The sequence below is a fragment of the Nitratireductor aquimarinus genome (assembly GCF_017255295.1).
GTDB classification, from domain to species: Bacteria; Pseudomonadota; Alphaproteobacteria; order Rhizobiales; family Rhizobiaceae; genus Nitratireductor; species Nitratireductor aquimarinus.
Window position 1 is genome coordinate 342,657 of sequence record NZ_JAFKDE010000004.1, and the last position, 26,338, is coordinate 368,994.

The window sequence follows — 26,338 nt, forward strand, 5'->3', positions numbered from 1 at the left end:
CGGGTTTGGCCGCGCGAATGTGCAGGCGCAAGGCGCGGCGCCGCAAGGGGATGCGACGCCGCAATTCAAGGTTTCGCCTTGGCGGGCGCCTTAGCGGGCGCCTTAACGGGCGATGGTGCGGTTCCAGGCGTCGACCCAGGCCGAACGGTTGGCCTCGATCTTGACCGGGTCAAAACGGATGAGACCCTTCACGCCCTCTTCGCCATAGGCGACGTCGGCGGCGACTTCACCGGCAAGCTCGGTCTTCGCGTTGGTCGGCGAGTAGCGCAGCTTCTCTGCGAAGCAGGCCTGCGCCTCCGGCGAGATCGACATGTCGATCAGCTGGACGGCGAGATCCTGGTTCGGACGGCCTGCTACGAGGTTTGCCGTGATGAAGCTTGCCGGCGTGCCTTCTGCACCCTGGGTGAAGGCGGTCGGCAGACCGGCCTTGCGCAGCGTGTAGGCGTAATCGGAAGCGTAGGCCGCGATCCAGGCGTCGTTCTGGGCAAACTCCTGCTGGATTTCCGGCGAGGTGGAAACAACGATTGCGCCATTTTCGAGCAGCTTGGTGACTGCATCGAGACCCGGCTGAATGTTGTCGAGATCGCCACCATTGACCTGGTTGATCATGAGGAAGCCGAGCATGCCGTAACCGTTGGAAATGTCGGTCAGGACGATGTGGTCGGCATAGGCCTCGTTGGAAAGATCCTTCCAGGCAGTCGGCTTGGGATCGGCAGCTTCGTCGTTGTAGAGAAGGCCGATCGCAGCGATCGAGTAGGCCGGACCTTCACCCTTGGCGAGGTTGGCGCGCGCGAAGTCATAGACATCGGCGGCGTTGGTCAGCTTGGCTTCGTCGATGGGCGACAGGAGGCCTTCTTCGGCAGCCACGATTTCCTGACCACCGGAGAAGTGGATGACATCGAACTGCGGAGCGTTCTTCTGCGCGCGAAGCTGGGCGAAAGCGTCGGCGGAATAGGCCGTCACCACGCGCACCTGAGCGCCGGTCTTTTTCTCGAACGGGGTGAGAATGCATTCACGATGCGCTTCTTCGTAAGCACCGCCGAAGGAGTTGATCGTGAGCGTTTCGGCCTGGGCAAGCGCCGTGCCTGCCATCAGAGCGCCAACGCCGGCGACCGTGATCTTGGAAATCGTCTTCATGGCTGTTCCCTTGCTGTCTTTATGTTTGATCTTCTGGAAATTGGGCAGCCGGCCCCGAGAAGGGCCGGCTGCCGGATCATCAAACGATGCGGCCGATCTCGACCGTCTTCAGGCCTTCCTTGCGGATCAGGCGGCACTGCTCGGCGATTGCGTCGAGCCCTTCGGACATGTTTCCGAAGTAGGTGCACGGGATCCAGCCGGTCGGGCCGAACGTGCGGCCACCAACACCGTAGAACATGCCGATCTCCCAGAACTCGTCCGGATCGATCTTGAAGAAGTTCTTCGGCTGATAGAACCAAAGCATATCACCAGGCTCCGGGAGAACCGTCTGGTTTTCCGGCGGCAGGCTGGTCGGATCGAAGTTGCGGGCCTCTTCCGGCAGACCCATCATGATTTCCGGGCCGGAGAAGATGGCATGGCTGGCAGGAACCTGAATCGGCTTCTCCAGTGCACCCCAGATCGCTTCGCAGGTCTTGGGCGCGGTATCCCAATAAAGAGAAATGATACCCTTTACGTCTGCCTCGACGAATTTCAGATAGATATTCTTGTCAGTCATGAACCTAAACCCGTTTGTTACGCCCATATTTCAAGGCAAGGCCGGGTGCATGTCCAATCGCAATGCGGAATTCTGCCTATAAAGAAATTTTATCGCCAGTCAGATCAGAGCGCGCTTACGCCTGTGACAATCCCGCCGCACGACGCGCTGCCTCTCCGACGTAACGCCAAAACGCCAGGTCATGCGGCCGTTTTTCCGCTTCCCACTCGGGATGCCACTGCACGGCGAAGACCGGAGCCTTTGTCCCGGCGGCTGCGACTGCCTCGACAACACCATCATGTGAACGAACGGCGGCGGAAAGCCCCTCGCCCAGCTCACCAATGCGCTGATAGTGAACGCTGTTGATCTTCAGGGGACCGGAGACGGCGAGCGCCTTCTCATAGGCCGCACCCGGAACCACCTCGGCGTCATGCCCATAGGCGAACATGGCATCGAGATCGACGCCATCGGGCGCATGGTGCGAGAACTCCGGCGTGCCGGCATCACGCTCGTCGACAAGCGTGCCGCCAAAAGCGACATTGATTTCCTGAAGGCCACGGCAGATGCCGAACAGCGGCGTGCCGCCTTCTACCGCTGCATCGATGAGACGCGCGGTTGCGCTGTCACGCGCTGCATCCAGCATGCCGCGCTGCGCATGGGGCGAGCGATAGCGTGCGGGCGAGATGTTGGAATTGCTGCCAGTCAGAAGCAGGGCATCCATTCTGGGCAGGAGTGCTGCAACATCATCCGCATCGAGATTGCTGGGAAGGATGAGAGGCAGCGCGTCCGCGTGCTGCCGCACGGCGTTCAGGTAACGCTCCTTGACGATCTGGGCATTCTCTCCCTCCACCGCGCGGGTGCAGGCGATGATGCCGATGACAGGCAAAGCGGACATGAATTTCTTCCTTTCGGGAACTGGAAAACGGCAAATAGCGGCGAGGCTCATAACGCCCCGGACAACGCTACGAGAATAAGACAGCCGCGAAAAGCTTCTGGACCAAACGACCAGTCCAGAAATAAATCAACCCGCTATTCGGTCGCAGCCGGTTGTTCCGGCAGCCACCCGCCTTCGGGCGTTGGCGCAAGGGCCGGCGTTTCGAACACACCGACAACGCGGTCGCAGATGCCATCGCTCTCGGCCGAAAGCGCCTCGCGCCAGCGGCGCGTCTGCAACATGGCCGCACCGACGGCGACGGGCTCGATGTTGCACAGTTTGAGGAGTTTCAGACCGGCGAGAATAGAGCTGCCGGTGCTGATGACATCATCCACCAGAAGCACGCGGCGCCCCTCTATGAGGGGCAGCATGCGGGGGTCCACATAAAGGCGCTTCTGCTGATCGGGGCTGGTGACGGAGCGCAGCGGAACCGAGCGCTCTTCCTCGTACCAGAACTTGCGCGACGTGCTGAGCGGCACATAGCGGCTGTGACCGAGCGCGCGGGCGACCTGCGAGGCGAGCGTCAGGCCCAGCGTCGGCAGACCGACGACAACATCCGGTCTGAAGGCGGACGCCTTTTCAGCGAGCGCCTTCGCCAGCGCGTCGGAGACGGAGAAGCTCGCCTGGTTGACGATCAGCGAAGCCAGCGCCCGCTCCCCGCCTGAAAGAACGCGGATCGGGAGGCCGAGCTGACGCCCATCGGGCAGCTCTGCGGGGAAGAACCCCTTATGGCCGCCGCGCGGGGCGCGCTCGTAGGTTCCTGCCGGTTCGAGCTCCTGCCAGAATGCCTGGGGATCGATCTGGAAATCGGAATGCGTCATTGTCTGCCGAAAGGCCCCGCGTTAAGAATGAGCTGTTTTCACCTGGATTTCTGTTCCCGGACAGAGCGTATATCTCCACGCCGGCCGCCTTGTTGCGGAAGGCACCTTTTATCCGGGCAGACGCATAAATGGAAAGGGCGTATTGATGGCTGTTAACGAGGATGTTCGCGCGGAGATGGATTTTCTCGTCGCATTGCGGCGCGATCTGCACGCACATCCCGAGCTGGGCTTCGAGGAAGAGCGGACCAGCCAGATTGTCGCCGAGCATCTGACAGAGACCGGCATGAAGGTGCATCGCGGCCTTGGCGGCACCGGCGTGGTGGGCACGCTGACGGTGGGCAATGGCCCGCGCACGATCGGCCTGCGCGCGGACATGGACGCGCTCGCCATGCCCGAAACCGCCGACCGCCCCTACAAATCGACCGTGCCCGGCAAGATGCATGCCTGCGGGCATGACGGACACACGACGCTGCTTCTGGGCGCGGCGCGCGAACTGGCGCGGACACGCAATTTCTCCGGCACGGTGCACTTCATCTTTCAGCCGGCGGAAGAAGGCCGTGGTGGCGCAAAGCGCATGGTGGAAGACGGCCTGTTCGAGATGTTTCCCTGCGATGCGGTCTATGGCCTGCACAACATGCCCGGCCTCGACACCGACGAGATGGCCGTGGTGGCCGGCCCGCAGCTTGCCTCCTCCGACAGCTGGCAGGTGCGTTTTCGCGGCGTCGGCACCCATGGCGCAAAACCGCATCTGGGCAAGGACCCGGTGACGGCGGGCGGACATTTTCTCGCAAGCCTGCAGACGATTGTCGGCCGCGTGGTGGACCCGTTGCAGCCAGCCGTGGTGAGCGCCTGCTCGGTGCAGGCGGGCGATCCCAATGCGCTCAACGTGATCCCCGATTTCATCGACATCGCAGGAACCGCCCGCGCCTACACGCCGCGTGTGCGCGACCAGCTTGAAGAAGAGATCGGCCGACTGGCGAATGGTGTTGCTGCGATGTTCGGCATCGAGGCGGAATACCGCTTCATCCGCCGCATTCCGCCCGTGGTGAACAATGCGGATGCGACGGCGCGTGCGCTGGCGGCGGCGCAGGCCGTGTGCGGCGACAAGGTGCGCACCGACTTTCCGCCTTCGACGGCGGGCGACGACTTCGCCTTCTTCTCGCAAGACGTGCCGGGGGCTTATGTGTGGCTCGGCAATGGACCGGCAGTTGATGGCGCGCTGCACCACAACACGGCTTATGACTTCAATGACGGGGCAATCGGCACCGGCGTGAAGTTCTGGACGACGCTGGTGGAGCAGGAACTGGCTGCCTGATTTTTGATGTGGGGCGCGCGCCCCACATCCGCCTGCCGGCACCTTCTCCCCGCCTGCGGGGAGAAGGAAAGCGCGGATTTTCTCTCGCTCAAAAACCAAGATGCGGCTTCTATGCCCCCTTCTCCCCGTTCACGGGGAGAAGGTGAGGATGAGGGGCGAGCGCCGACCTGAAAACTGAGACCGGGCCTACTCCAGAATTTCGAGAACCGGCGTTTCCAGAACGGCGGGGCGGGCGTTGTCGGCAATGCCAAGATCGGTCTGGTGCGGGCCGGCATTGCAGGCGAGCGTCGCGCCGAAACAGGCCTTGAACACCAGATAGGGCGGCTCCCAGTCGACAATGCCGTCCATGGCCGAGCGCAGGGCCGCAAAGCCCGCTGCCACATCGGCCAGCGGCTCATCGGAAACGAGACCCGACAGGGGCAGCGCCAGAGAGGCGACGATGCGACCGCCCTGCGCAACGGCCATGCCGCCGCCAGCCTCGATCACCCAGTTGGCCGCTGCCGCCACATCTTCCTCATTGCCGCCGAAGACCGTGACGTTGTGGCTGTCATGGGAAACCGTGGTGCAGAACGCGCCACGCCACGCCCCCCAGCCGGTGAGATAGCCCACACGGGGAATGGCCGGCGCGCGGCCATGACGGTGGATGACGCTGATCAGCGTCGCGCCCTCGGGCGGCACGACGAAGCCATCGCGCACCGTTGTTTCGGCCTCGCCCCACTCGGTGAAGCGGGGCCGGTGAATCGTGGCGACGCGGACACGCTCCCCTTCCGCCCGGACGCGAAAATCATCGGGCGTGAAGGCGGGGCATTTGATCGAGCCTTTGAGCGGCGCGGTGGAATGCGCCTTCACCGGGGCGGTCAAAGCGCCATCGCGCGCGACCACAACGCCATTGGCGATGACGGCGGCGGCGCGGAAATTCTCCAGATCGTCAAACAGCGCGATGTCGGCGCGGCGACCGGCGGCGACAAGGCCAAGATCGGGGCGCGCGAGCCGGTGCGCGGCATTGAGCGTTGCGGCCTGAATGGCCCAGCTCGCCGGCATGCCGTAGCGCACCAGACGGCGCACCACATCGTCAAGCCCGCCCTCGTTCAGAAGCGAGTCGGGAAACACGTCGTCGGTGCACAGCGTGACCGTGGAAGGCAGCCGCCCGAGCGCGTTCAGCGCTTCGACGAATTCCGGCAGGAGATGATCGTGCGAGCCGCGCATCTCGATGGCGAGGCCGGCGCGCAGCTTGGCCATCAGATCATCGCCGGAGACGAGTTCGTGATCGGAGCTGACGCCGGCGGCCATGAAGGCGTTGAGGTCTGCGCCTGCGAGGCTGCGGGCATGGCCGAAAACGGGCTTGCCGCTTTCAAGGCCGGCCTGCACCACATCGCGCATGGGCGCGGTGCGGTCGATGACGCCGCGCATGTTCATGACCTCGGCAACGCCGCCAATGCCAGGACGCGCCAGCATGTCGGCAAGCTCGACTCCGCCGAAATCGGCAGCGGACATTTCAAGCCCCGGTGCTGCGGGAACGCAGGACGGCGCGAGCACGATCATGCGCAGCGGCAGACCGGCTGCCGCCTCCAGCGCCCATGAAACGCCGTCGAGCCCGTGCACATTGGCGAATTCGTGCGGGTCCCACTGAACGGTGGTGACGCCGCGCGGCAGGACAGCCTGCGCATAGGCGGCCGGCGTGATCATGGAGCTTTCCACATGCATGTGCATGTCGATCAGGCCGGGCGTGATGGTGAGCCCTTCCGCCTCGATGATTTCGGCTGCGTCTTCGCGCGCGCCCCGTTCGTGGACGCTGGCGATGAGCGCGCCGACAATGCCGATATCGGCGGGGCGCAGTTCGCCGGTCACCGCATCGAGTAGCGTGCCGCCGCGAATGAGAAGATCAAACGGCGCATCGCCGCGTGCGGCTGCAACGGCGCGGTCGCGCAGGGCGGCATTGTCGAGATCGCGGGGTTCGACGGTCATGAGCGGGCAGCCTCCACAAGGGCATCGAGCGCCAGCGCGCGAACGCGGGCGGCATCGGCGCGCATGCCCCACAGGGCGTTGGGTTTCACATGCGGGCGCTGGTCGACAATGGTGCGGCCGCGCGTGTGCGCGCCGGCAAGCTCCATCGTCACCTCCGCTTCTTCGAAGACGAAGGCGTCAGGCGCGACAAAGGCGGCGGCGGCGGTGGGATCGTAAAGCGCCATGGCGGGACGGCCGCGCGTGAGCGCGATGTCGACATAAGCGCCCAGAAGATCGGCCAGAATGTCGCCACGCTGCGTGCCGGTGGCGCGCACGACATCGACATCTTCGGGACCGACGAGTACCTGGCGGCACAGGTCGAGATCGGCGACGCGCAGCGAAATGCCGCTTGCCAGAACGATGGCGACGGCCTCGGGATCAGCGAAGGCGTTGAACTCGGCGGACGCCGTGTGATTGCCGCGCGTTGCGCCGCCGCCCATCCAGGTCACGCTGTCGATCTTTGAAAGCAGATCCGGGCGGGCGAGCGACAGGATCGCGATGTTGGTGAGCGGCCCGAGCGCCAGGATCTCGCCCGGCGCATCAAGCCCTTCAAGCCATGCGGTCAGGGCCGCAAGCGCATCGGTGCGCGGCAGCGCCTCGGCTTGAGGAAGGCTGCGCCCACGGGTGGGAATGCCGGTGGGGCCGAGAACATGGGCGGGTGTTTCCACCCCGCCCAGGATCGCCCGTTCCGCGCCGGTGTGGATCGGGAACCGCCAGCCCAGCAGCGATGCGGCTCCGGCGGCATTGGCGCGCACCGCATCCATCGGCGCGTTGCCGAACACCAGCGAGACGCCAGCGACCGGCTTCGACGAGGCGGCGACCATCATCACCGCCAGAATGTCGTCGAAGCCCATATCCGTGTCGATCCAGACCAAGGCGGACACTCCCTTTCTACATGCGTTCGAGAACGGCAGCGCGTTCCGGCGGCAGGTCGAAGGCGACCCTGCTGCCCGGCTCGAAAGCGGGTGCGGCGGCATCCATCTCGGCCTTGATGGGGCCGAGCGGGCTCTTCAGAAGGTATTCGCGCGAGCCGCCGGCAAAGGCAGCGCCAAGCACCTCGCCCTCAAAGCGCCCCTCGCCGAGGGTCACCATGTTGGGACGCCAGGCGAGACCGGACGCGCCGGCGGCGGGCTTTGCGGAAAGCTGCATCGCGCCGGCTTCGGTGCGAATGCCGTCACCTTCCACCGGGAAGATGTTCTCGAAGCCGACAAAGTCCGCGACGAAGCGGGACTGCGGCCGGTTGTAGACATCCTCGGGCGAACCGACCTGCTCGATTGCGCCTTCCTTCATGACGACGATGCGGTCGGCCAGCGCCAGCGCCTCGTTCTGGTCATGCGTGACGAAGACCATGGTGACGCCGCTCTCGCGCTGAACACGCTGCAGCTCGGTGCGCATTTCCAGACGCAGGCGCGCATCAAGGTTGGACAGCGGCTCATCGAGCAGCAGAACCTTGGGCTCCATGACCAGCGAGCGGGCAAGCGCAACGCGCTGCTGCTGACCGCCTGAGAGTTCCGCCGGCTTGCGGCTGTGGAACTTGGAAAGTCCGACCATGGCGAGGCCGGCCTCGACCCGCTGGTTGATCTCCACCGTGGGAAGCTTTTTCAGGCGCAGGCCGAAGGCGACGTTCTCGAACACGGTCAGGTGCGGGAACAGCGCGTAGGACTGGAACACCAGACCGACATGACGCTTGTTGGCCGGCACATAGGTGATGTCCGCGCCATCCAGCGTGATCTTGCCGGACGCCGGACGCAGAAGGCCGGTGATGGCGCGCATGGTGGTGGTCTTGCCGCAACCGGAGGGGCCGAGCAGTGCAATCAGCTCGCCCTTGCGGATGGACAGGTTGAGGCTTTCGACCGCGACGGTCTTGCCGTAGGCGAGCGTCAGATTGCTCAGATCGAGATAGGTTTCATCAGACATAGCGGGAGAACCCCAGGAAACGTTCCGCGAGGAAAACGATGGAAATGGAGAGGAAGGCGAGCAGCGCGGCAAGAGCGGCCACCGACGGATCATAGGTGATTTCCATGTACCAGATCATGTCGATGGGCAGCGTGCGCACGCCCGGTCCTGAAAGGAAGAGCGACACCGGCACCTGATTGAAGCTGGTGACAAAGCCCAGAATGAAGGCCGCCAGAATGCCGCTCTGAATGTTGGGCAGCACGATCCGGAAGAAAGTGGCGACCCGCGAAGAGCCGAGGATGACCGCAGCCTCCTCGATGTCGCTGCGCAGATTGTCGAGCGAGGCCGAAACCACGCGTACCGCATAGGGCAGGATCAGCGCCGTGTGGGCGATGAACAGCGCCACGCCGACGCTGACATCAAGCGGGATCACCAGATAGCGCAGGAGCGCCAGACCGACGATGATGCCCGGCACGATGATCGGCGCGGAGACGATGGTGCGGATGGTCTCGCCGAAAGGCAGACGATAGCGCGAGGCGGCATAGGCCACCGGCACGCCAAGCACGAGTGCAGCGAGCGTGCCGAAGATGGCGAGGAACATGGAAAGCGCGAAGCTTGCCCTGAAACTCTCCACCTCGAACACTTTCATCACCCATTTGAGCGACAGGCCCTGCGGCGGGAAGGCGAGCGTTTCGCCGCCCGAAAGGGCCGCCGCGACGATGATGACGAACGGCCCGAGCAGGAAGATGAGGACGAGCGTCAGCGTGACGTAGGACAGAAGGCGGGAGGTCATCGCTTGTTCCTCGCGGTGGCCAGGCGTTTCAGAAGCAGGTTGGCGGAAAAGCTCATGACCATGAGGATCATGGCGATGATGCTTGCCGAGGCGAAGTCATTGGCGACGGTGACGCGCTGATAGAGCAGCGTTTCCAGCATCAGCACCTTGGAGCCACCGAGAATGGCGGGGGTGATGTAGGCGGTGAGCGAGCCGGTGAAGACCAGCGTGCCGCCGATGACGAGCCCTTCCTTGGTGAGCGGAAGGATAACCTTGACGAAGACCTGCAGCCAGTTTGCCCCCAGAACGCGCGCGGCGGGCACGGCATCCTTGGGCATGTTTTCCAGCGCACTGATGAGCGACAGGATCATGAGCGGCAGGAAGAGCTGCAGAAGACCGATGAAGACGGCCGTCTCGGTGAACAGGAACCGGATGGGCGTGTCGGAAAGACCGAGCCAGACAATGGTTTCGTTGACGAAGCCGGTGCGGCCCAGAATGACGATCCAGGCATAGGTGCGGGCGACGGGCGAAATCATCAGCGGCATGACGACGAGGCCGATCATGCGGCCACGCGCGGTGGGCGGCAGCGTGACGATGGAATAGGCCGTGGCATAGCCGATGACCGCCGACACGGCAGTCACGATCGCGCCGAGCTTCAGCGTGCGCCAGAAGACGGTGCGGTTCAGGTCGCTTTCAAAGAAGCTGGCATAGGACGCCAGGGTCCAGCTTCCCTCGGCGCGAAAGCCCTCGGAAAGCAGGATGCCCACGGGAACGAGAAAAACGATCGCCGCGAAGACCGCCGCAGGCAACGCCAGCGCCAGTCCTTCCATCCGATTCTGAAACATGTGTTGGAACCTTGTGTTGGGTTCAGGGGCGGGTCCTCCACCCGCCCCCGGACCATCGCATCAGCGTATCGGCTTACTGGCCGATCTGAGCATTCCACTCCGAGAGCCAGGTCTCGCGGTTGTCGAGGATGACAGCCGGGTCGAGCAGCTGAAGGCTCTCAACGGTCTCGGCGCCATAGGTGAGGTTTTCGGCGATCTCCTCGGAGACCTTCACTTCCGAATTGGCGGGGCTGTCCACCAGCGCCTCGGCAAGCTTGGTCTGGACCTCGGTGGAGAGCCAGAAATCCATGAACTCATAGGCGAGATCTTCGTTCTTCGCGCCCTTGGTCAGGATCATGACGTTCATGCCGCCGGTCTGGCCTTCCTTCGGGGTGGCCCAGGCCATGTCGAAGCCCATCTTGGCGTATGCGCCCCAGGCAAAACGGCCAATGGGTGCTGCCAGGATCTCTTCCTGCTGCATGAGCTGTGCGACCTGCGAGGAACGCTCGTAGAAGGTGACGATGTCGTCCTTGTTCTTGGCGACTTCGGCAATGGCGGCCTTCAGGTCTGCGGAATCGTCACCGATGGCCTTGCCGACCATGTAGAGCGCGGGCGGACCCTGATTGGTGCTGACATTCGGGAACGCAACGCGGCCCTTCAGCTTGTCCTGGAACAGGTCGGCCCAGCTTTCAATCGTCACCTCGTCGGCGCGGTAGGCGATGGAGGTGGCGTAGAAGGTGTAGCCGACAGCCAGATTGTCGCCGAGCGGGTCCTTGGCGATGTCATAGAGCTTGTCGTAGTTCGACAGGCGGCTGACGTCGATGGACTGGGAGATGCCCTTGCGCGATGCCGAAAGCGCGTCGTGCGTGGACATGACGGCCATGTCGATTTCCGGATCGTCCTTGCGGGCTTCCAGCTTTGCCAGACGCTCCACGGAGTTGCCGGTCTCGACCACCAGTTCACAGCCGCACTGGGCCTCGAACGGATCGTAGACGATCTCCTTGAAGGCGTCCTGGGCGAAACCATAGACGGAGATGACGAGGGTCTTGTCGGCTGCCTGTGCTGCGCCGCTGAGTGCGGCCAGCGCGACGCCGGAGGCCATGAGTTTCTTGAACATGTCTAATCGCTTCCTTCTCTGGTGGTGCTTTTCTAGACGGGGTCCGTGGCGGATGATGACGCAGGCCAGCGATGGACCGACGTCCTGTCGCCAGGAGCGGCCCGACCCAACACCGGGCCGCTTGACTGGCGTATGATGAGCTCCATCGGGATGGAACTCTGGCCCTTAAGGGCCGGCAGATCGGACGACGCATCGCGGGCGCCGCCTTGGTCGATCTGGGAAATGAGGTCGGCAATGGCGATCTCGGCAATGCGCTCCATATCCATGCGCATGGTGGTGAGGCTCGGCGCAATGACGCCGGCCCAGATGAGATCGTCAAAACCGGTGACGCTGACATCGTCGGGAATGGAGACGCCGCCCTGCTGCAGCTCGGTGATTGCGCGCAGGGCATGAAGATCGGACACGGCGGCGAAGGCCGTAACGCCCTCCTCCACCAGACCCACAAGCCCGAGCGGGCAGCCGGAACCATGGCTGCGCTCCATTTCGCCGATCCAGATCAGGCGGGCTTCGCCCTTGCCGGCGAAGGCTTCGCGAATGCCGGCAATGCGGTCGTTCTGAACGTTGGAATCGGAATGAAGGCCGATGATCGCCACGGAGCGGTGGCCGAGCTCCAGCAGGTGCCGGCCCATTTCGAGGCCGCCATTGCGGTGATCTGCGGCGACCGTGTTGCCCGGCGTGGAAGGGGAATCGATGACCGCAACGGGACGGCCAATATCGGCAATGCAGGTGCCGTGGCGCGGGACGACGACGATGCCATCCGCGCCGCGCTCGATCAGCCGGTTGATGGCGCGGGACTGGGCTTCGATATCGCCGCGACTGTCGCCGATGAGAACGCCATAGCCGGCCTCGGAGGCGGCGTGCTCGATGGCCTGCGCGAACTGGGGAAAGAGCGGGTGACCGATATCGGCCAGAACGAGGCCAAGCACATGGCTGCGCCCGGTGCTCAGCGCCCGGCCTGCGAGGCTGGGCACATAGCCCAGCTCTTTTGCCTTTTCGCGGATCGCCCGGCCGAGCTCCTTCGACACGCGGCCCTTTCCGGACATCGCGTTTGAAACGGTCGCAACCGATACGCCAAGAGCTTTGGCAATATCGGATAGATTGGCGCGAGAAGCCATCAAAGCCCGATTCAAATGAAGGTTAAGCGTTTAAGCATTATGCCCGGCAAGAACCATCATGTCGAATCGGATTTTGAAAATCCCCAGAAATAGCGGTCAGGACATATCAATATCATGACCGCTATGGCGATCAGGCGGACGCCGTGACCGCCCTCGCCTCGCCGACCTGCGCTCCCTCCTGCCCGGCGGACCGGGCAGGAAGCGGCGCCTGAAAGCGCTTGAGGCGCAGGGCATTGCCCAGCACGAAGACACTGGAGAGCGCCATCGCACCGGCAGCGAGCATGGGCGACAGGAGCGTGCCCGTGGCCGGATAGAGGACGCCGGCAGCAACCGGAATGAGACTCACATTGTAGGCGAAGGCCCAGAACAGGTTCTGCCTGATGTTGGTCATGGTCGCCTGCGAGAGGCCGATTGCATTGGCAACACCGGTCACATCGCCCGCCATGAGAACCACGTCGGCGCTTTCGATGGCGACATCCGTTCCGGTGCCGATGGCGATGCCGACATCGGCTTCTGCCAGTGCAGGAGCATCGTTGATGCCGTCACCGACGAAGGAGACCGGACCTGCCAGACTGCGCAGGCGCTTGAGCGCCTCGACCTTGCCCTCGGGAAGAACCTCCGCCTCGACCCGGTCGATGCCCAGCTTTGCGGCAATGGCTTCGGCGGTGTGGCGGTTGTCGCCGGTGATCATGGCCACTTCGAGCCCCAGCGCATGCAGTGCAGCGATGGCACGCGGCGTTGATTCCTTGACCGGATCGGCAACGGCAACCACGGCGGCAAGCCGGCCATCGACCGCCGCATAAAGCGGCGTCTTGGCGTCGGTTGCGAGCCTGTCGGCATCGGCGGATGCGCTGCCGATCTCGACACCCTGCTGGCGCATGTAGCGGTCCGCACCGATGTGGAGTTTGCGGCCGTCAACGGTGGCTGCAATGCCGAAGCCCGGAACCGCATCGAACGCGGCGACCGGCTTGAGGGTGAGCCCTTCGGCGCGCGCGGCCTCGACGATGGCCTCGGCCACCGGATGTTCGGACATGGCTTCCGCCGATGCGACGAGCGAAAGGATATCGGCGCGCTCGAACCCATTCTGCATCACGAAATCGGTGAGTGCGGGGCGACCGAGCGTCAGCGTGCCGGTCTTGTCGAAGGCGACGACACTTGTGTTGCGCAGGCTCTGCAGCGCCTCGCCATTGCGGAACAGAACGCCGAGCTGTGCAGCGCGGCCGGTGCCGACCATGATGGAGGTGGGCGTGGCGAGCCCCATGGCGCACGGGCAGGCGATGATGAGCACCGCGACCGCGTTGACCAGCGCGAAGGCGAATGCGGGATCGGGACCGAACACCATCCACACGACGAAGGTGAGTGCGGCGGCAAGCATCACGGCCGGCACAAACCAGGCCGTGACCCGGTCGACCACCGCCTGAATGGGCAGCTTGGCCCCTTGCGCGTTTTCGACCATGCGGATGATCTGCGCCAGCACCGTGTCGGAGCCGACCTTGGTGGCGCGGTAGACGAAGCTGCCGGTCTTGTTGATCGTTCCGCCGATCACCTCGTCGCCTTCGGCCTTGGAGACAGGCACCGGCTCGCCGGAGATCATGGCTTCATCGACATAGGAAGAACCGCTTTCGACCAGACCGTCGACCGGCACCTTGTCGCCGGGGCGCACCTGAAGCCGGTCGCCCACAACCACGTCCTCAAGCGGCAGCTCGACAAAGGCATCGTCGCGGAGAACACGCGCGCTCTTGGCGCGCAGGCCCATCAGCCGCTTGATGGCCTCGCCGGTGCGGCCCTTGGCGCGCGCCTCCAGAAGCCGGCCGAGCAGGATGAGCGTGACGATGACGGCGGACGCCTCGAAATAGACGTTGACCGTGCCGGACGGGAGAACGCCGGGCGCGAAAGTGGCCACGACCGAATAGGCCCAGGCGGCGGTGGAACCGAGCATGACAAGCGAGTTCATGTCCGGCGCAAAGCGCATCAGCGCGGGGAAGCCCTTGCGATAAAAGCGCAGGCCCGGCCCGAACTGCACGATGGTCGCCAGCACGAAATAGAGGAGGTAAAGCGTCTTGCGGTCGGCGATCCCCATCAGCCATGCATGCATGCCCGGGATGAAATGGCTGCCCATCTCGAGAATGAAGATCGGAAGGGTGAAGATTGCAGCCAGCGTGAAATCGCGCTTGAGCGAGCGAAACTCGGCGGCCTTGGCCTCCTCATGCGCATCACGGGCGGCAGCGCCATCGGAACGGGCAACCGGCGTGTAACCGGACTTGCGGATCGCCTCTTCAACGCCGCGGCGCGCTTCATCGTTCAGAAGTTCGACGGATGCGCCTTCGGTGGCGAGGTTCACCGCGACCTTTGAAACGCCGGGCACGGCGGCAATCGCCTGCTCCACACGCCGCACGCAGGATGCGCAGGTCATGCCCTCGATGCCGATATCGAGATGGCTCTCCGGCACGCCATAGCCGGCACGTTCCACCGCACTGACGATGCTGGAAAAATCAACGCCGGGCTGCACCGCCACATCGGCCGTCTCGGTCGCCAGATTGACCGAGGCGCTTTCAACGCCATCGACGGCAGCAATCGCCTTTTCCGCGCGTTTGACGCAGGAAGCACAGCTCAGCCCCTCGATGCGGAAGCGTTTTACATTGGCCGAAGACGTGCCGGCAGGAAGGGTATTCATCGCTTTCACCCTGAATGACTATTGTTCAGGATTGCGCTTCTAAACCTTCCAGTCAATGGAAGGTCAAGCGAGAAAATCACTGCATCTTGTCGGAGCCGGAAAAGGCGCTCAGGAGCAGGCGCAGATACTGCACTTCCGGGTGGTTCGGCAGCCGCCGGTCGATCTCGGCAAGCTGGCGGCGCGCCGCATATTCGATATCGGCATGGGGCGGGAGGCTCAAAAGCCACTCCATGAAAGCGCGCTGCTGCGCGGGGATCGAACCCGCGCGCAACAGCTTCATTCTGGTTGCGTCATACGCCATCAATCAGTCCCAGCTCAGCGCGCCGCCGTTCTGATATTCGATGACGCGGGTCTCGAAGAAGTTCTTCTCCTTCTTCAGATCCATCGCCTCGCTCATCCACGGGAACGGGTTTTCGGTTTCGGCGAAGACCGGAGCCAGGCCAAGCTGGGCGCAGCGGCGGTTTGCGATGAAGTGCATGTACTGTTCGCACAGCGCCGCGTTGAGACCGAGAAAGCCGCGCGGCATCGTATCCCGCCCGTAGGATGCTTCCAGTTCGGCGGCATGCGCGATCATGCCCCGCACCTCGTCCTGAAAGGCGGGCGTCCAAAGATGCGGGTTCTCGATGCGGATCTGGTTGATGACGTCGATGCCGAAGTTCAGATGGATCGATTCATCGCGCAGGATGTATTGATACTGCTCGGCGATGCCGACCATCTTGTTGCGGCGGCCAAGCGACAGGATCTGTGCGAAGCCGGTGTAGAACCACATGCCCTCGAAGATGACATAGAAGGCCACGAGGTCACGCAGGAACGCCTGATCGGCCTCCGGCTTGCCGGTCCTGAATTCGGGATCGTCCAGATGCTGCGTGAAGTCGAGCGCCCATGCCGCCTTGTCGGTGATGGAGGGCACTTCGCGATACATGTTGAACAGCTCGCCCTCGTCCAGCGACAGGCTTTCCACGATGTACTGGAAAGTGTGCGTGTGGATCGCCTCCTCGAAGGCCTGACGCAGCAGATATTGCCGGCATTCGGGATTGGTGAGGTGCCGGTAGATCGCCAGAACGATGTTGTTGGCGACAAGGGATTCGGAGGCGGCGAAGAATCCGAGATTGCGCTTGATCATGCGCCGCTCGTCTTCGGTCAGGCCATCGCGCGACTTCCAGAGCGCAATGTCGGCCTGCATGGAGACCTCGGTGGGCATCCAGTGATTGTTGCAGCCGGCGAGATATTTCTCCCAGGCCCAGCGATATTTGAGCGGCAGGAGCTGGTTGACGTCGGCACGGGCGTTGATCATGCGCTTGTCATCCACCGAGACGCGGGCCGCCCCGCGCTCGATCTCGCCGAGGCCCGTGGCGTCGGCCTCGTCAGCGGCAGGGTTCGCGGCAGTGGCGGGCTGCGATTGTTCGTTCCAGTTCAGCATTTTTTTGGCTTCCGATTGGGTTTGGGCGCTACGTACCCACCTTCGTCCTTCGACAGGCTCAGGATGAAGGTGGGGGGCTCAGGCTCACGATGAGGGTTGGGGCGCGGAGCGGGAGATGCGAAGGCCGGGCTACTGGCAGGCTTCGCACTCGGGATCGTCGATGGCGCAGGCCCTGCCCCATGCGGCGTTCGGATCGATGGCGATGGGCGCGGCGGAAACGCTCGTGGCGGAGACGGCGTTGAGTTTGCCGTCGGTTCCCTTGAGCGTGGATTTCTCCACATGGGTGGCCGAGCGCGAGCGCAGGTAATAGGTCGTCTTCAGACCCTTCCGCCACGCCAGCCGGTAGAGTTCGTCCAGCTTCTTGCCACTCGGATTGGCGATGTACAGATTGAGCGACTGGGCCTGATCGATCCATTTCTGGCGGCGCGAGGCGGCCTCGATCAGCCAGGCGGGTGCGATCTCGAACGCGGTCGCATAGAGCGCCTTCAGATCATCCGGCACGCGGTCGATCTGACCGACGGACCCATCGAAATATTTGAGGTCCGACATCATGACCTCATCCCACAGACCGCGCTCTTTCAGATCGTGAATCAGCGCCGCATTCACCACGGTGAAATCGCCCGACATGTTCGATTTGACGAACAGGTTCTGGTAGGCGGGCTCGATGGACTGGGACACGCCGCAGATATTGGAGATGGTGGCGGTGGGCGCGATGGCCATGCAGTTGGAATTGCGCATGCCGGTTTTCTTCACCCGCTTGCGCAGGCTCTCCCAGTCAAGCGTTGCCGCACTGTCCATCTCGACGCCCGGCCGCGCCTCTTCCAGAAGCCGGATGGAATCGATCGGCAGAACGCCCTTCGACCAGAGCGAACCGTCGAAGCTGGCATAGCGCCCGCGCTCGGCGGCAAGTTCCACCGAAGCGGCAATCGCATGATAGCCGATTGCCTCCATGCTCATATCGGCAAAGGCCACCGCCTGTTCACTCTGATAGGGAATGCGCAGCTTTTGCAGGGCATCCTGAAAGCCCATCAGGCCGAGACCGACCGGGCGATGGCGCAGATTGGAATGGCGCGCCTCGGGAATGGTGTAGAAATTGATGTCGATGACATTGTCGAGCATGCGCATGGCGGTGCCGACCGTGCGCGCCAGCCGCGCCAGATCGAGCGCGCCATCGGCAATGTGATTGACGAGGTTCACCGAACCCAGATTGCAGACGGCCACCTCGTCCCTGGACGTATTGAGCGTGATTTCCGTGCACAGATTGGATGAGTGAACGACGCCGACATGGCCCTGCGGCGAACGGATGTTGCACGGGTCCTTGAAGGTGACCCAGGGATGCCCGGTCTCGAACAGCATGGTGAGCATGCGCCGCCACAGATCGACCGCGCGCACGGTTTTGAAGACACGCAGTTCACCGGCTTCCGCCTTTGCCTCATAGGCCTCGTAGGCAGCGCGAAACGCCTTGCCATAAAGGTCGTGCAGGTCGGGCGTCTCGTCAGGCGAAAACAGCGTCCACGAACCGTCCGCCTCGACGCGTTCCATGAACAGGTCCGGCACCCAGTTGGCCGTGTTCATGTCGTGCGTGCGGCGGCGGTCGTCGCCGGTGTTCTTGCGCAGATCGAGGAACTCCTCGATATCGATGTGCCAGCTCTCCAGATAGGCGCAGACGGCGCCCTTGCGCTTGCCGCCCTGATTGACGGCGATGGCCGTGTCATTGGCGACCTTGAGGAACGGCACGACGCCCTGGCTCTCGCCATTGGTGCCCTTGATATGCGCGCCGAGACCGCGCACCGGCGTCCAGTCATTGCCGAGACCGCCGGAATATTTGGCAAGCAGCGCATTGTCCTTCACCGCCTTGAAGATGCCGTCGAGATCGTCGGCCACCGTGGTGAGGAAGCAGGAAGAAAGCTGCGGGCGCAGCGTGCCGGAATTGAACAGGGTGGGCGTGGAGGCCATGAAGTCGAAGGACGACAGAAGGTCATAGAACTCGATGGCGCGCGCCTCGCGGTCGATCTCGCGCACGGCAAGCCCCATGGCGACACGCATGAAGAACGCCTGCGGCAACTCGAAACGAATGCCCCCGGCATGCAGGAAATAGCGGTCGTAGAGCGTCTGGAGGCCAAGGAACTGGAAGTTCAGATCACGCTCGGGCCTGAGCGCCGCGCCAAGGCGCGCCAGATCGAAACGGGCAAGCTCGGGGTCGATGAGCTCGCTGGCAATGCCGCTCGCGATAAAGTCAGGGAAATAGCTTGCATAGCGCTCCGCCATTTCGGCCTGCGTCGCCTGCTCGGGCCTGCCGGCCACAAAGGTAAGCGCCTCGCGCCGCAGCCTGTCGAGCAGAAGACGCGCGGAGACGAACGCATAGTCAGGCTCCTGCTCCACCAGTGTGCGGGCGGCAAGGATGGGCGCAAGCGACAGCTCGTCCTGACGGATGCCGTCATAGAGATTGCGGCGGGTTTCCGTGAGGATCGGTTCGGCGGAAACGGTCTTGAGGCCGGCACAGGCTTCTTCGACGATTGCGGCAAGCCGCGCCTCGTCCAGCGGAACCAGCGTTCCGTCATCCGCCGTCATCTGCAGGGCGGATTGCGGGGCTTCCACACTGGCCGTCCCGGCGGCGCGTTCGCGGGCGCGCTCCTCGCGATAGAGCACATAGGCGCGGGCAACCCGATGATGCTCGCCGCGCATGAGGGCGAGTTCCACCTGATCCTGAATTTCCTCGATGTGGAACAGACGGTCCGCATCGGCCCGGCGCGTGAGCGCGGACACGACCTGTTCCGCCAGCTCTTCGACAATTTCATGGACGCGGCGCGAGCCAGCGGCGGTGGAACCCTCAACCGCCAGAAACGCCTTGGTCAGCGCCACCGCGATCTTTGCCGGATCGAACGGTGTTACACCGCCACTACGGCGGATGACGCGATACCCCGGTTCAAGAGATGTAGTTTCGGTGTTTGTGATGGAATGCGGAACCGTGGCGGTGCCGTTGGTGTGTTGTGCTTCAGTCGCCGGCATGTAGACCCCCGTGGCGGTTGGACGGGGGCGCGGAGACATGCGGCGCGACGGCATTGCCGTAGCGACACACGCACCACCGGGACACCCCGCCCGTGGACGTTTATTTCGTCATGGCAGGTCTCCTGGCTCGCAGGTCATCACCGCTTTCCGGCCTTCCCGATGCGCTGGGGCATCAGTGACACAGAGTGAAAGCGGCTCGCTGCTTACAGTTGCGGGGGCAGCGCCGGCCTTGCCCAGAGGCGCACCGGCTTCCCTTTTCACTTCCGATCCCGCAGGGAATCGAAAGAACCATAACCCCTACAGTTGGTATCTTCTGGATATATGAAGTCAATATATTGTTTCCGGGGAAAGCAGAAACAAACTGCTGGATTATTCGCAACGCCGCTTTGGGCATGGCTCTACGGCGCGCGTGTGATCTCCTCCAGAACGGAAAAAATCCGTTCATCGTCGCATTGAGCAACGTTGAAACGCAGGAACCCGCAGGCCGAGCCTGACAGGCTGAAGGCGTTTCCTGGCGCGAGCACCACGTCCCTCTCAAGCGCATGGCGGGCAAGCGTGGCCGCATCCGGCCCGTCGGTCACTGCCGCCATCATTCTGTGCGTGGCAGGCGCCAGATTTTCCGCCGGGCGCTCGGGCGCACCGGCGGCAGTTGGTCAAGATCTCAGGCGAAGCTCGACGTCTTGAGGAATTCGGCAAGGCGTTCGGTCTGCGGCTTCAGGAACATCACCTTCGGATCCCCCTCCTCGCCGATTACCCCCTGGTTCATGAAGATGACGCGGGAGGAAACCTCGAAAGCGAAGCGCATTTCGTGGGTGACCAGAAGCATGCTCATGCCATCGGCAGCCAGATCCTTGATCACCTGCAGCACTTCGCCCACCAGTTCGGGATCTAGCGCAGACGTTACCTCATCAAAGAGCATGAGGCGCGGGTTCATGGCGATGGCGCGGGCGATGGCCACGCGCTGCTGCTGACCGCCGGACAGCTGGCCGGGGTAGTGATCCGCGCGCTGGCCGAGACCGACGCGCTCGAGCCATTTCTCCGCGACGCTGCGCGCCTCGTCGCGCGCCATCTTCTTCACCTTGATCAGGCCGAGCATGACATTGGATGCTGCGGTCATGTGCGGGAACAGGTTGAACTGCTGGAAGGCCATGCCCGTCAGCGCGCGCTGGCGGGCGATTTCCTTCTCGCTCTTGCGAACGCGCACGCCGTTGCGCTCTTCATAGCCGATGGGTTCGCCATCGATGAGGATGCGGCCGCCCTGAAAATCCTCCAGCATGTTGATGCAGCGCAGCATGGTTGTCTTGCCGGAGCCCGACGAACCGATGATCGAGATCACCTCGCCCTGCTGCATGGTGCAGTCGACGCCCTTGAGCACCTCCACCGAACCGTAGCGCTTGCGCAGGGCCTGAATTTCAAGAAGGTTCTTCGTCATGTCGGGTACTCTCAGGATGGAACAGACACCTTGCGCTCGACATATTTACCGAAGCGCTCGATGGCGTAATTGATGGCGAAGTAGAGAAGGCCGGCCAGGAAATAGAACTCCAGGCTCATGAAATTGCGGGAGATGATCTCCTGCGTGCGGAGCAGAAGCTCGGCCACGCCGATGACGGACAGAAGCGTGGACGCCTTGACCATCTCCGCAGCCGTGTTCACCCAGGTGGGCAGCATCTGGCGCAGCGCCTGCGGCCACAGAACCGAAGTGAAGGTCTGGCTGAAGGTGAGGCCGATGGCCTTGGCCGCTTCTGTCTGCCCGGGCGGAATGGCCTGCAGCGCGCCGCGCACGATTTCACCCACATGCGAGGAGCAGAAGACCGCCAGCGCAAACACACCCGCCTGAAACGCGTTCAGCTCAATGCCGATCGTGGACAGGATGTAGAAGCTGGCGAGCACCAGAACGAGCACGGGCGTGCCACGGATGAAATCCGTATAGGCGCGGACGACAAACCGCAGCGGCCTGTTTCCATAGGTCAGCGCAAGCCCGACCAGAACGCCCAGCACGGAGCCCAGGGCGATGGCCAGAAGCGAGATTGAAACGGTCAGGCCAAGGCCGCGCAGGATCACGAAACGGGCAAGCCAGACCTGATCGAGAAATGCGAGAAACTCGTTCATCGGCTTACCTCGAAATCACAAGACGGCGCTCGACCATGCGCATAAGCGCGGCCAGCACCGTGCAGGTGGCGACATAGAGACAGGAAGCGACGATCCAGGTCTCGACCACACGGAAGGTTTCGACATTGATCTTGCGCGCCTCGAAGGTGAGTTCCGGCACGGCGATGGCTGCGGCCAGAGACGTGTCCTTGAAAAGCGAGATCAGCGTGGATGAAAGCGACGGCAGCACGTTTCTGAACATCAGCGGTATGACGATGGATGTGCGGATCTGCATCGGCGTCAGACCGATGGCGAGGCCCGCCTCCTTCAGACCGTTGGGGATGGACAGAAGGCCCGCGCGAAACACCTCCGCCAGATAGGCGCCGGAATAGATGGCGAGCGTTGCCACGAAGCTCTCGATCTTGCCCAGACGGACACCCATCTGCGGCAGCGCGAAATAGGAAAACAGGATCAGAACGAGAATCGGCAGATTGCGGATCACCGTGACGTAAAGCGCTGCCGGACGGCGCGCCCAGCCGCTTTTGGAGATGAGGCCAAAGGCGGTTACGAGGCCGATGACGGCGCCGATCAGGATCGCGCCAATCGCCAGTTCAAGGCTGAGCAGCAGCCCCCAGAGAAGCTGATCGAAGCTGCGCCAGACGGCGGAAAAATTGAGTGTATAGCCCATATCGGGTCCCAGCCATGCAGGAAGGCCGGCGGATGACGCACCCGGTCACCCGCCGCCCTCATGCAGATGCGATGCTTACTTGTATTCGACCGGGAAGCCGATCTGCGGCGGCTGCAGATCCTTGCCGAACCAGGTCTTGAAAGAGTCCGCATAGAAGTTGAACTCAACGCCCGTCATCGCCTCATGCAGGGCGGTGTTGACGAAGTTGAGCCAGTCCTGATCGCCGCGCGCGACGGCGCAGGAATAGGACTGCGGGTTCCAGCCATAACCGGCATCGCGGTAACGGTCGGGGTTCTGCGTCATGTACCAGGCAAGCGACGACTGGTCGGTGGCGACGGCGTCAGAGCGGCCGGATTCCAGCGCCTGATAGATGAGATCGACGGACTCATACTGGTCGACGCTCGCCTCGGGCAGAGCCGCGTGCACCATGTCTTCCGCGTAGACATTCTGCAGAACGGACACGGTGACGGAGGAACCGGCCTCCTTGAGCGCCTCGTAATCCGCATAATCACCATCGGCCTTCAGCATGAGGCCAACGCCCTCGCGGTAATACGGGATGGTGAAGGCAACCTGCTGGGCGCGCTCACCGGTGACGGTCATGAACTGGCAGGTGACATCGACCTTGCCGGTGGTGATGTTCGGAATACGCGCATCCGAGGACTGCGTCACATATTCGATTTTGTCGGGATCACCGAACAGCGACTTGGCGATGATGCGGCCCATGTCGACATCGAAGCCCTGAAGCTTGTCGTCGACACTCTTGAAGTGCCAGGGCGCGTTGGTGCTGCCGGTGCCAAGAACGAGGTGACCGCGTTCCAGAACCTCGTCGAGCTTGCTCTTGTCCTGCGCGACCGCCGGTGCGGCCGCGACCATCATTGCGGTGGTGAGCAGAAGCGCATGTGCGCGAAACGGAATAGCCATGCTGAGTTCCCCTTTCCCAAATTTGTCAGTTCCACTATTATGGACACATATCCATATTAGTGGATTTCCACATCAAGCCGTATAGCCGGCTTGTTGTCAAGGAATGCCGTCAGCGCTTTTTTGAAACTGCACAGGCCCGGGCAATGCGGAAAACCCGCATGCCAGCGGGCGCCGCGCACAGACATGTGGCGGCGTCTGACACCTCGCGAAATGGCGCTGTCTTACGCCAGGCGGTCGGTGGCGGTGCGCACCCAGTCGAGGCGCTTTTCCGGGATCAGGCCGTAATTGTAGAAATTCACACCATCAGCACCGGCGGCGATGGCGGCCTGCGCCCGCTCGGCAAGGTCGTCGCCGTTTTCCATCTCCGGGTAGAAGACGCGCAGCCCGACGCCCAGGAATTTTTCTGGTCCGACGATGCCACGCGCTTTTTCGAATAGCGCACTCACGGCCTGCGGCTCCATGCAGTAGCAGCAGAGGATCACGCCATCGCAGGCCCCTGCCGCTTCTTCCAGTTCGACACCGCCCAGCCATCCGTCGGCAAGGTCGATCAGGACCACCCTTGTTTCAGGATGTGCAGCCTCACGGATCTCGGCAATCAGCGACGTGACCGGCTCGCTGCGCCAGGCAAGGTAGGCGCGCAGGTCTTCATGAGCGTTGAACGCATCGAGGCCCGCTTCCGGGAAATCCGGGAACTGCTTTTCGGGAATTTCACGCGCGCACATTTCTGCGATGAAGCGGCCAACCGTCTCGCGCGCGCCCTTTGCATTGACGCCAGCCGCCCCGGCACGCGCCATGCAATGGTCGCAGAAGCAGAGCGACAGGAGGAAATCATCCTCCGCATTGAGGCCGACGCCGTCCTTCTCGTGGTGATATTCGTGCGCGAACCCCATGAAGTTGGGGCTTTCGAGCTCGATCATGTCCGGCCGGTAGCGGGTGCTCACATCCTGAACGAGCGTGGTGACATAGGCGCGGGCAGCCGGGCTGGACGGGCAGAGATTGTAATAGTTCGGATTGCCGAACGCGTTGCGGGTCACGTGGTCTGGATGCTCCATGCCCAGACGCGTGTTGTGCAGGCAGACGGTCCAGCAGGAGACTTTCATGCCGGTCTGTGCGCGCGCGTCTGTGAGCACCTTCAGCATGTCGCCACGCTCGGCAACATTGCGCGCCTTGAGCGGCTTGATCTCCCGATCCGCCCAGAGCGCTTCGTCCGGCTCGAAATAGACCGTTCCATCCTCGGGGAAATAGGCTTTCTGATGCGGGCTGCGCGGCTGGAGAAAGCGACCGGCGTGATAGGACGTGGCGAGGCTGACCGTGTTGAGCCCGGCGCGGTCGCGCAGATCGGCGACAAGCCGCTCCAGCCCCTGATCCTGAACATCCCAGGGGTAAGTCCACATCGACAGATGCATGGCGGGCACTCCTTTGAAATCAAACATTATCGGGCCGCCGGGGGCGGCCGCGGAATTGGCTAGAGAACGCGACCAGGACGCGCGCCCGTCTCGCGGCCATCCTCGATGACCATGCCCCCATTGACGAACAGGTGGCTGACACCGGAGGGCAGTTGCGAAGAATCGTCGAAGGTCGCGCGGTCTGTGATGCTCTCCTCGAAGAGCACGACATCGCCGGCCATGCCGGGGCGCAGAAGCCCGCGATCCGTGAGCGAAAAGCGCTGCGCGGCCATGGACGTCATGCGGCGCACGGCATCTTCCAGCGAGAACCAGTTCTGGTCGCGGACAAGCGGCCCGGCGATGCGCGGAAAGGTGCCGAAGGCGCGCGGATGCGGCTTGGAGCCCGGTCGCGGAAGCCCATCGGACCCGGCCATGTAGAGGCGGTTGCAACAGGCGGCGTGCAAATCTTCTTCTGCAAGCTGGAACAGGATGATGCCGGTCTGGCCGTCATCTTCTTCGATGAAGCGCAGCATGAGATCGAACGGATCAACAGCCAGTTTCGCTGCCGCGGCCTGCATGTCGAGCCCTTCAAGATGCTTGAGCGCATCAACGCCCACGGCGGAGAGACGAACATTCTCCCAGCCGATGAGCGACACCTTGCTCTGGCCGGGGAATTCCGGGCCACCCTCGCTGACCCAGCGGCGCAGGAGCGCCTGCTGGGCGGGATCGGCCAGACGCCGGCGCAGCCCGGCAAGCCCGCCTTCCATGACAGCGGCGGGCAGGAGCTGGAGTATCCATGTGCTGCCGGCGGGATAGGGATACATGTCGAAGCTGACATCGATGCCGTCCCGGCGCATCGTCTCCAGAAGCGCGATGGCATCGGGAATGCGGCCCCAATTGGGACGGCCGGCAGACTGAAGATGCGAGAGCAGGCCTGCTGCACCTGACGCCCCAAGCACACGCCCGAACTCTTCGGTGGCGTCGATCAGCCCTGCCTCATAGGAACGGATATGCGCGGCGAGCACCCGACCGTGACGCCCGACGACACGCCCGAGCGTAATCAGCTCCGCCTCGTCGGCAAAGGCGCTTGGCGGATAGACAAGGCCGAGCGACAGGCCTGCGGCGCCCTGCACAAGCTGGGCTTCCAGAAGGTCGCACATGGCCTGCGTTTCTTCCGGCGTGGCCGGGCGGTCGTCATGCCCCATGACGGCAAGGCGAAGTGCGGCATGCCCTACGAGCGACACGAGATTGAGCGCGATGCCAGCGCCCTCTGCCCCGCACAGTGCGTGACGGTAGCCATCGAGATCGGCGAAGATTTCTTCATGCGCCGTTTCGCCGAGAAGGCCGGAAAAGTGCCGGCGCAGATCCTCGTGGGATCCGGGCGTGGCGGGATACAGCGAGAAAGAACAGTTTCCGACAACAATGCTGGTGACGCCCTGAAACGCCTTTTCCGGACGTCCGCGTTCGCGCAGGAAGATCAGGTCATCATGACAATGCGCATCGATGAAGCCGGGTGCGGCGTAGCGCTCTTCGGCATCCACCACATGCGCGCCGGAAACGGGCAGATCGCGCCCGATGCGGGCGATGCGCCCGCCGGATAAGAGAATATCGCCGCGATACCAGGGCGCACCGGTTCCATCGACGATGCGCGCCCCGCGGATGAGCGTGTCGGTCATTCAGATC

The 26,338-nt window shown here is 63.2% G+C and carries 22 protein-coding genes, 1 pseudogene and 1 riboswitch; of the genes and pseudogenes, 1 reads left to right on the top strand and 22 read right to left on the bottom strand.

From position 1 onward, the window contains the following. Positions 1 to 102: 102 nt before the first annotated feature. From JYP46_RS08945 to JYP46_RS08960, 4 genes are all read right to left on the bottom strand, one after another. Positions 103 to 1,137 (bottom strand): ABC transporter substrate-binding protein, encoded by a 1,035-nt coding sequence (locus tag JYP46_RS08945; protein WP_113153065.1) that lies wholly within the window; start codon positions 1,135 to 1,137, stop codon positions 103 to 105. A gap of 79 nt (positions 1,138 to 1,216) precedes the next feature. Continuing rightward, positions 1,217 to 1,693: a DUF3830 family protein gene (locus tag JYP46_RS08950; RefSeq protein WP_113153066.1), complete on the bottom strand. Its 477-nt coding sequence runs from the start codon at positions 1,691 to 1,693 to the stop codon at positions 1,217 to 1,219. A gap of 115 nt (positions 1,694 to 1,808) precedes the next feature. Further along, on the bottom strand, positions 1,809 to 2,567 hold the full coding sequence (locus JYP46_RS08955) for a gamma-glutamyl-gamma-aminobutyrate hydrolase family protein (protein WP_206547892.1): 759 nt from the start codon (positions 2,565 to 2,567) through the stop codon (positions 1,809 to 1,811). A gap of 134 nt (positions 2,568 to 2,701) precedes the next feature. Beyond that, positions 2,702 to 3,427, bottom strand: a complete 726-nt coding sequence (locus tag JYP46_RS08960) for a phosphoribosyltransferase (protein WP_206547893.1) — start codon at positions 3,425 to 3,427, stop codon at positions 2,702 to 2,704. A gap of 145 nt (positions 3,428 to 3,572) precedes the next feature. On the opposite strand from JYP46_RS08960, the gene JYP46_RS08965 reads away from it, so the two are divergent. Then, positions 3,573 to 4,742 carry a M20 aminoacylase family protein gene (locus tag JYP46_RS08965; protein WP_113153068.1) on the top strand — a complete coding sequence of 390 codons (1,170 nt, stop codon included), beginning with the start codon at positions 3,573 to 3,575 and terminating at the stop codon, positions 4,740 to 4,742. 186 nt (positions 4,743 to 4,928) lie between these two features. Here JYP46_RS08965 and JYP46_RS08970 read toward each other — a convergent pair whose 3' ends face one another. The 18 genes and pseudogenes from JYP46_RS08970 to JYP46_RS09055 all read right to left on the bottom strand — a co-directional run bounded on the left by JYP46_RS08970 (position 4,929) and on the right by JYP46_RS09055 (position 26,331). After that, a complete protein-coding gene (locus JYP46_RS08970; protein WP_206547894.1) occupies positions 4,929 to 6,707 on the bottom strand; it encodes an adenine deaminase in 1,779 nt (592 codons plus the stop codon). Further along, the gene (locus JYP46_RS08975; protein WP_206547895.1) at positions 6,704 to 7,621 is read right to left on the bottom strand and encodes a nucleoside hydrolase; all 918 of its coding nucleotides are present in this window, start codon (positions 7,619 to 7,621) and stop codon (positions 6,704 to 6,706) included. The genes JYP46_RS08970 and JYP46_RS08975 overlap by 4 nt, the downstream gene beginning before the upstream one ends. Before the next feature lie 16 nt (positions 7,622 to 7,637). After that, positions 7,638 to 8,663, bottom strand: coding sequence for an ABC transporter ATP-binding protein (locus JYP46_RS08980; RefSeq protein ID WP_206544281.1), 1,026 nt, complete (start codon positions 8,661 to 8,663; stop codon positions 7,638 to 7,640). After that, positions 8,656 to 9,435 carry an ABC transporter permease gene (locus tag JYP46_RS08985; RefSeq protein ID WP_025030355.1) on the bottom strand — a complete coding sequence of 260 codons (780 nt, stop codon included), beginning with the start codon at positions 9,433 to 9,435 and terminating at the stop codon, positions 8,656 to 8,658. The genes JYP46_RS08980 and JYP46_RS08985 overlap by 8 nt, the downstream gene beginning before the upstream one ends. Then, positions 9,432 to 10,259, bottom strand: a complete 828-nt coding sequence (locus JYP46_RS08990; protein ID WP_113153071.1) for an ABC transporter permease — start codon at positions 10,257 to 10,259, stop codon at positions 9,432 to 9,434. The genes JYP46_RS08985 and JYP46_RS08990 overlap by 4 nt, the downstream gene beginning before the upstream one ends. Before the next feature lie 73 nt (positions 10,260 to 10,332). Continuing rightward, positions 10,333 to 11,355, bottom strand: coding sequence for a polyamine ABC transporter substrate-binding protein (locus tag JYP46_RS08995; RefSeq protein ID WP_206547896.1), 1,023 nt, complete (start codon positions 11,353 to 11,355; stop codon positions 10,333 to 10,335). Positions 11,356 to 11,387: 32 nt separating this feature from the next. Next, entirely contained in the window at positions 11,388 to 12,470 is a 1,083-nt protein-coding gene (locus JYP46_RS09000; protein ID WP_206544283.1) for a LacI family DNA-binding transcriptional regulator, read from the bottom strand. 130 nt (positions 12,471 to 12,600) lie between these two features. Continuing rightward, complete coding sequence (locus tag JYP46_RS09005; protein WP_206547897.1) at positions 12,601 to 15,144, bottom strand: heavy metal translocating P-type ATPase; 2,544 nt, start codon at positions 15,142 to 15,144, stop codon at positions 12,601 to 12,603. Between the two features lie 76 nt (positions 15,145 to 15,220). Further along, on the bottom strand, positions 15,221 to 15,445 hold the full coding sequence (locus tag JYP46_RS09010) for a hypothetical protein (protein WP_206547898.1): 225 nt from the start codon (positions 15,443 to 15,445) through the stop codon (positions 15,221 to 15,223). 3 nt (positions 15,446 to 15,448) lie between these two features. Continuing rightward, the gene (locus JYP46_RS09015; protein ID WP_206547899.1) at positions 15,449 to 16,564 is read right to left on the bottom strand and encodes a ribonucleotide-diphosphate reductase subunit beta; all 1,116 of its coding nucleotides are present in this window, start codon (positions 16,562 to 16,564) and stop codon (positions 15,449 to 15,451) included. A 129-nt stretch (positions 16,565 to 16,693) separates the two neighbouring features. Beyond that, positions 16,694 to 19,573 (bottom strand): ribonucleoside-diphosphate reductase subunit alpha, encoded by a 2,880-nt coding sequence (locus JYP46_RS09020; RefSeq protein ID WP_206547900.1) that lies wholly within the window; start codon positions 19,571 to 19,573, stop codon positions 16,694 to 16,696. Between the two features lie 95 nt (positions 19,574 to 19,668). Then, positions 19,669 to 19,881: riboswitch (cobalamin riboswitch) on the bottom strand. 90 nt (positions 19,882 to 19,971) lie between these two features. After that, positions 19,972 to 20,148: pseudogene (locus JYP46_RS09025) on the bottom strand (PLP-dependent aminotransferase family protein); the annotation flags it as partial. 86 nt (positions 20,149 to 20,234) lie between these two features. Beyond that, positions 20,235 to 21,005 carry an amino acid ABC transporter ATP-binding protein gene (locus tag JYP46_RS09030; RefSeq protein WP_113153077.1) on the bottom strand — a complete coding sequence of 257 codons (771 nt, stop codon included), beginning with the start codon at positions 21,003 to 21,005 and terminating at the stop codon, positions 20,235 to 20,237. Positions 21,006 to 21,016: 11 nt separating this feature from the next. Then, positions 21,017 to 21,682 (bottom strand): amino acid ABC transporter permease, encoded by a 666-nt coding sequence (locus JYP46_RS09035; RefSeq protein ID WP_206547901.1) that lies wholly within the window; start codon positions 21,680 to 21,682, stop codon positions 21,017 to 21,019. Between the two features lie 4 nt (positions 21,683 to 21,686). Then, on the bottom strand, positions 21,687 to 22,349 hold the full coding sequence (locus JYP46_RS09040; RefSeq protein WP_025031477.1) for an amino acid ABC transporter permease: 663 nt from the start codon (positions 22,347 to 22,349) through the stop codon (positions 21,687 to 21,689). A 75-nt stretch (positions 22,350 to 22,424) separates the two neighbouring features. Next, on the bottom strand, positions 22,425 to 23,225 hold the full coding sequence (locus tag JYP46_RS09045) for a transporter substrate-binding domain-containing protein (RefSeq protein WP_371685972.1): 801 nt from the start codon (positions 23,223 to 23,225) through the stop codon (positions 22,425 to 22,427). 266 nt (positions 23,226 to 23,491) lie between these two features. Then, positions 23,492 to 24,676 (bottom strand): glycoside hydrolase family protein, encoded by a 1,185-nt coding sequence (locus tag JYP46_RS09050; protein ID WP_206547902.1) that lies wholly within the window; start codon positions 24,674 to 24,676, stop codon positions 23,492 to 23,494. A 59-nt stretch (positions 24,677 to 24,735) separates the two neighbouring features. Beyond that, on the bottom strand, positions 24,736 to 26,331 hold the full coding sequence (locus JYP46_RS09055; protein ID WP_206547903.1) for an N-acyl-D-amino-acid deacylase family protein: 1,596 nt from the start codon (positions 26,329 to 26,331) through the stop codon (positions 24,736 to 24,738). Positions 26,332 to 26,338 lie beyond the last annotated feature (7 nt).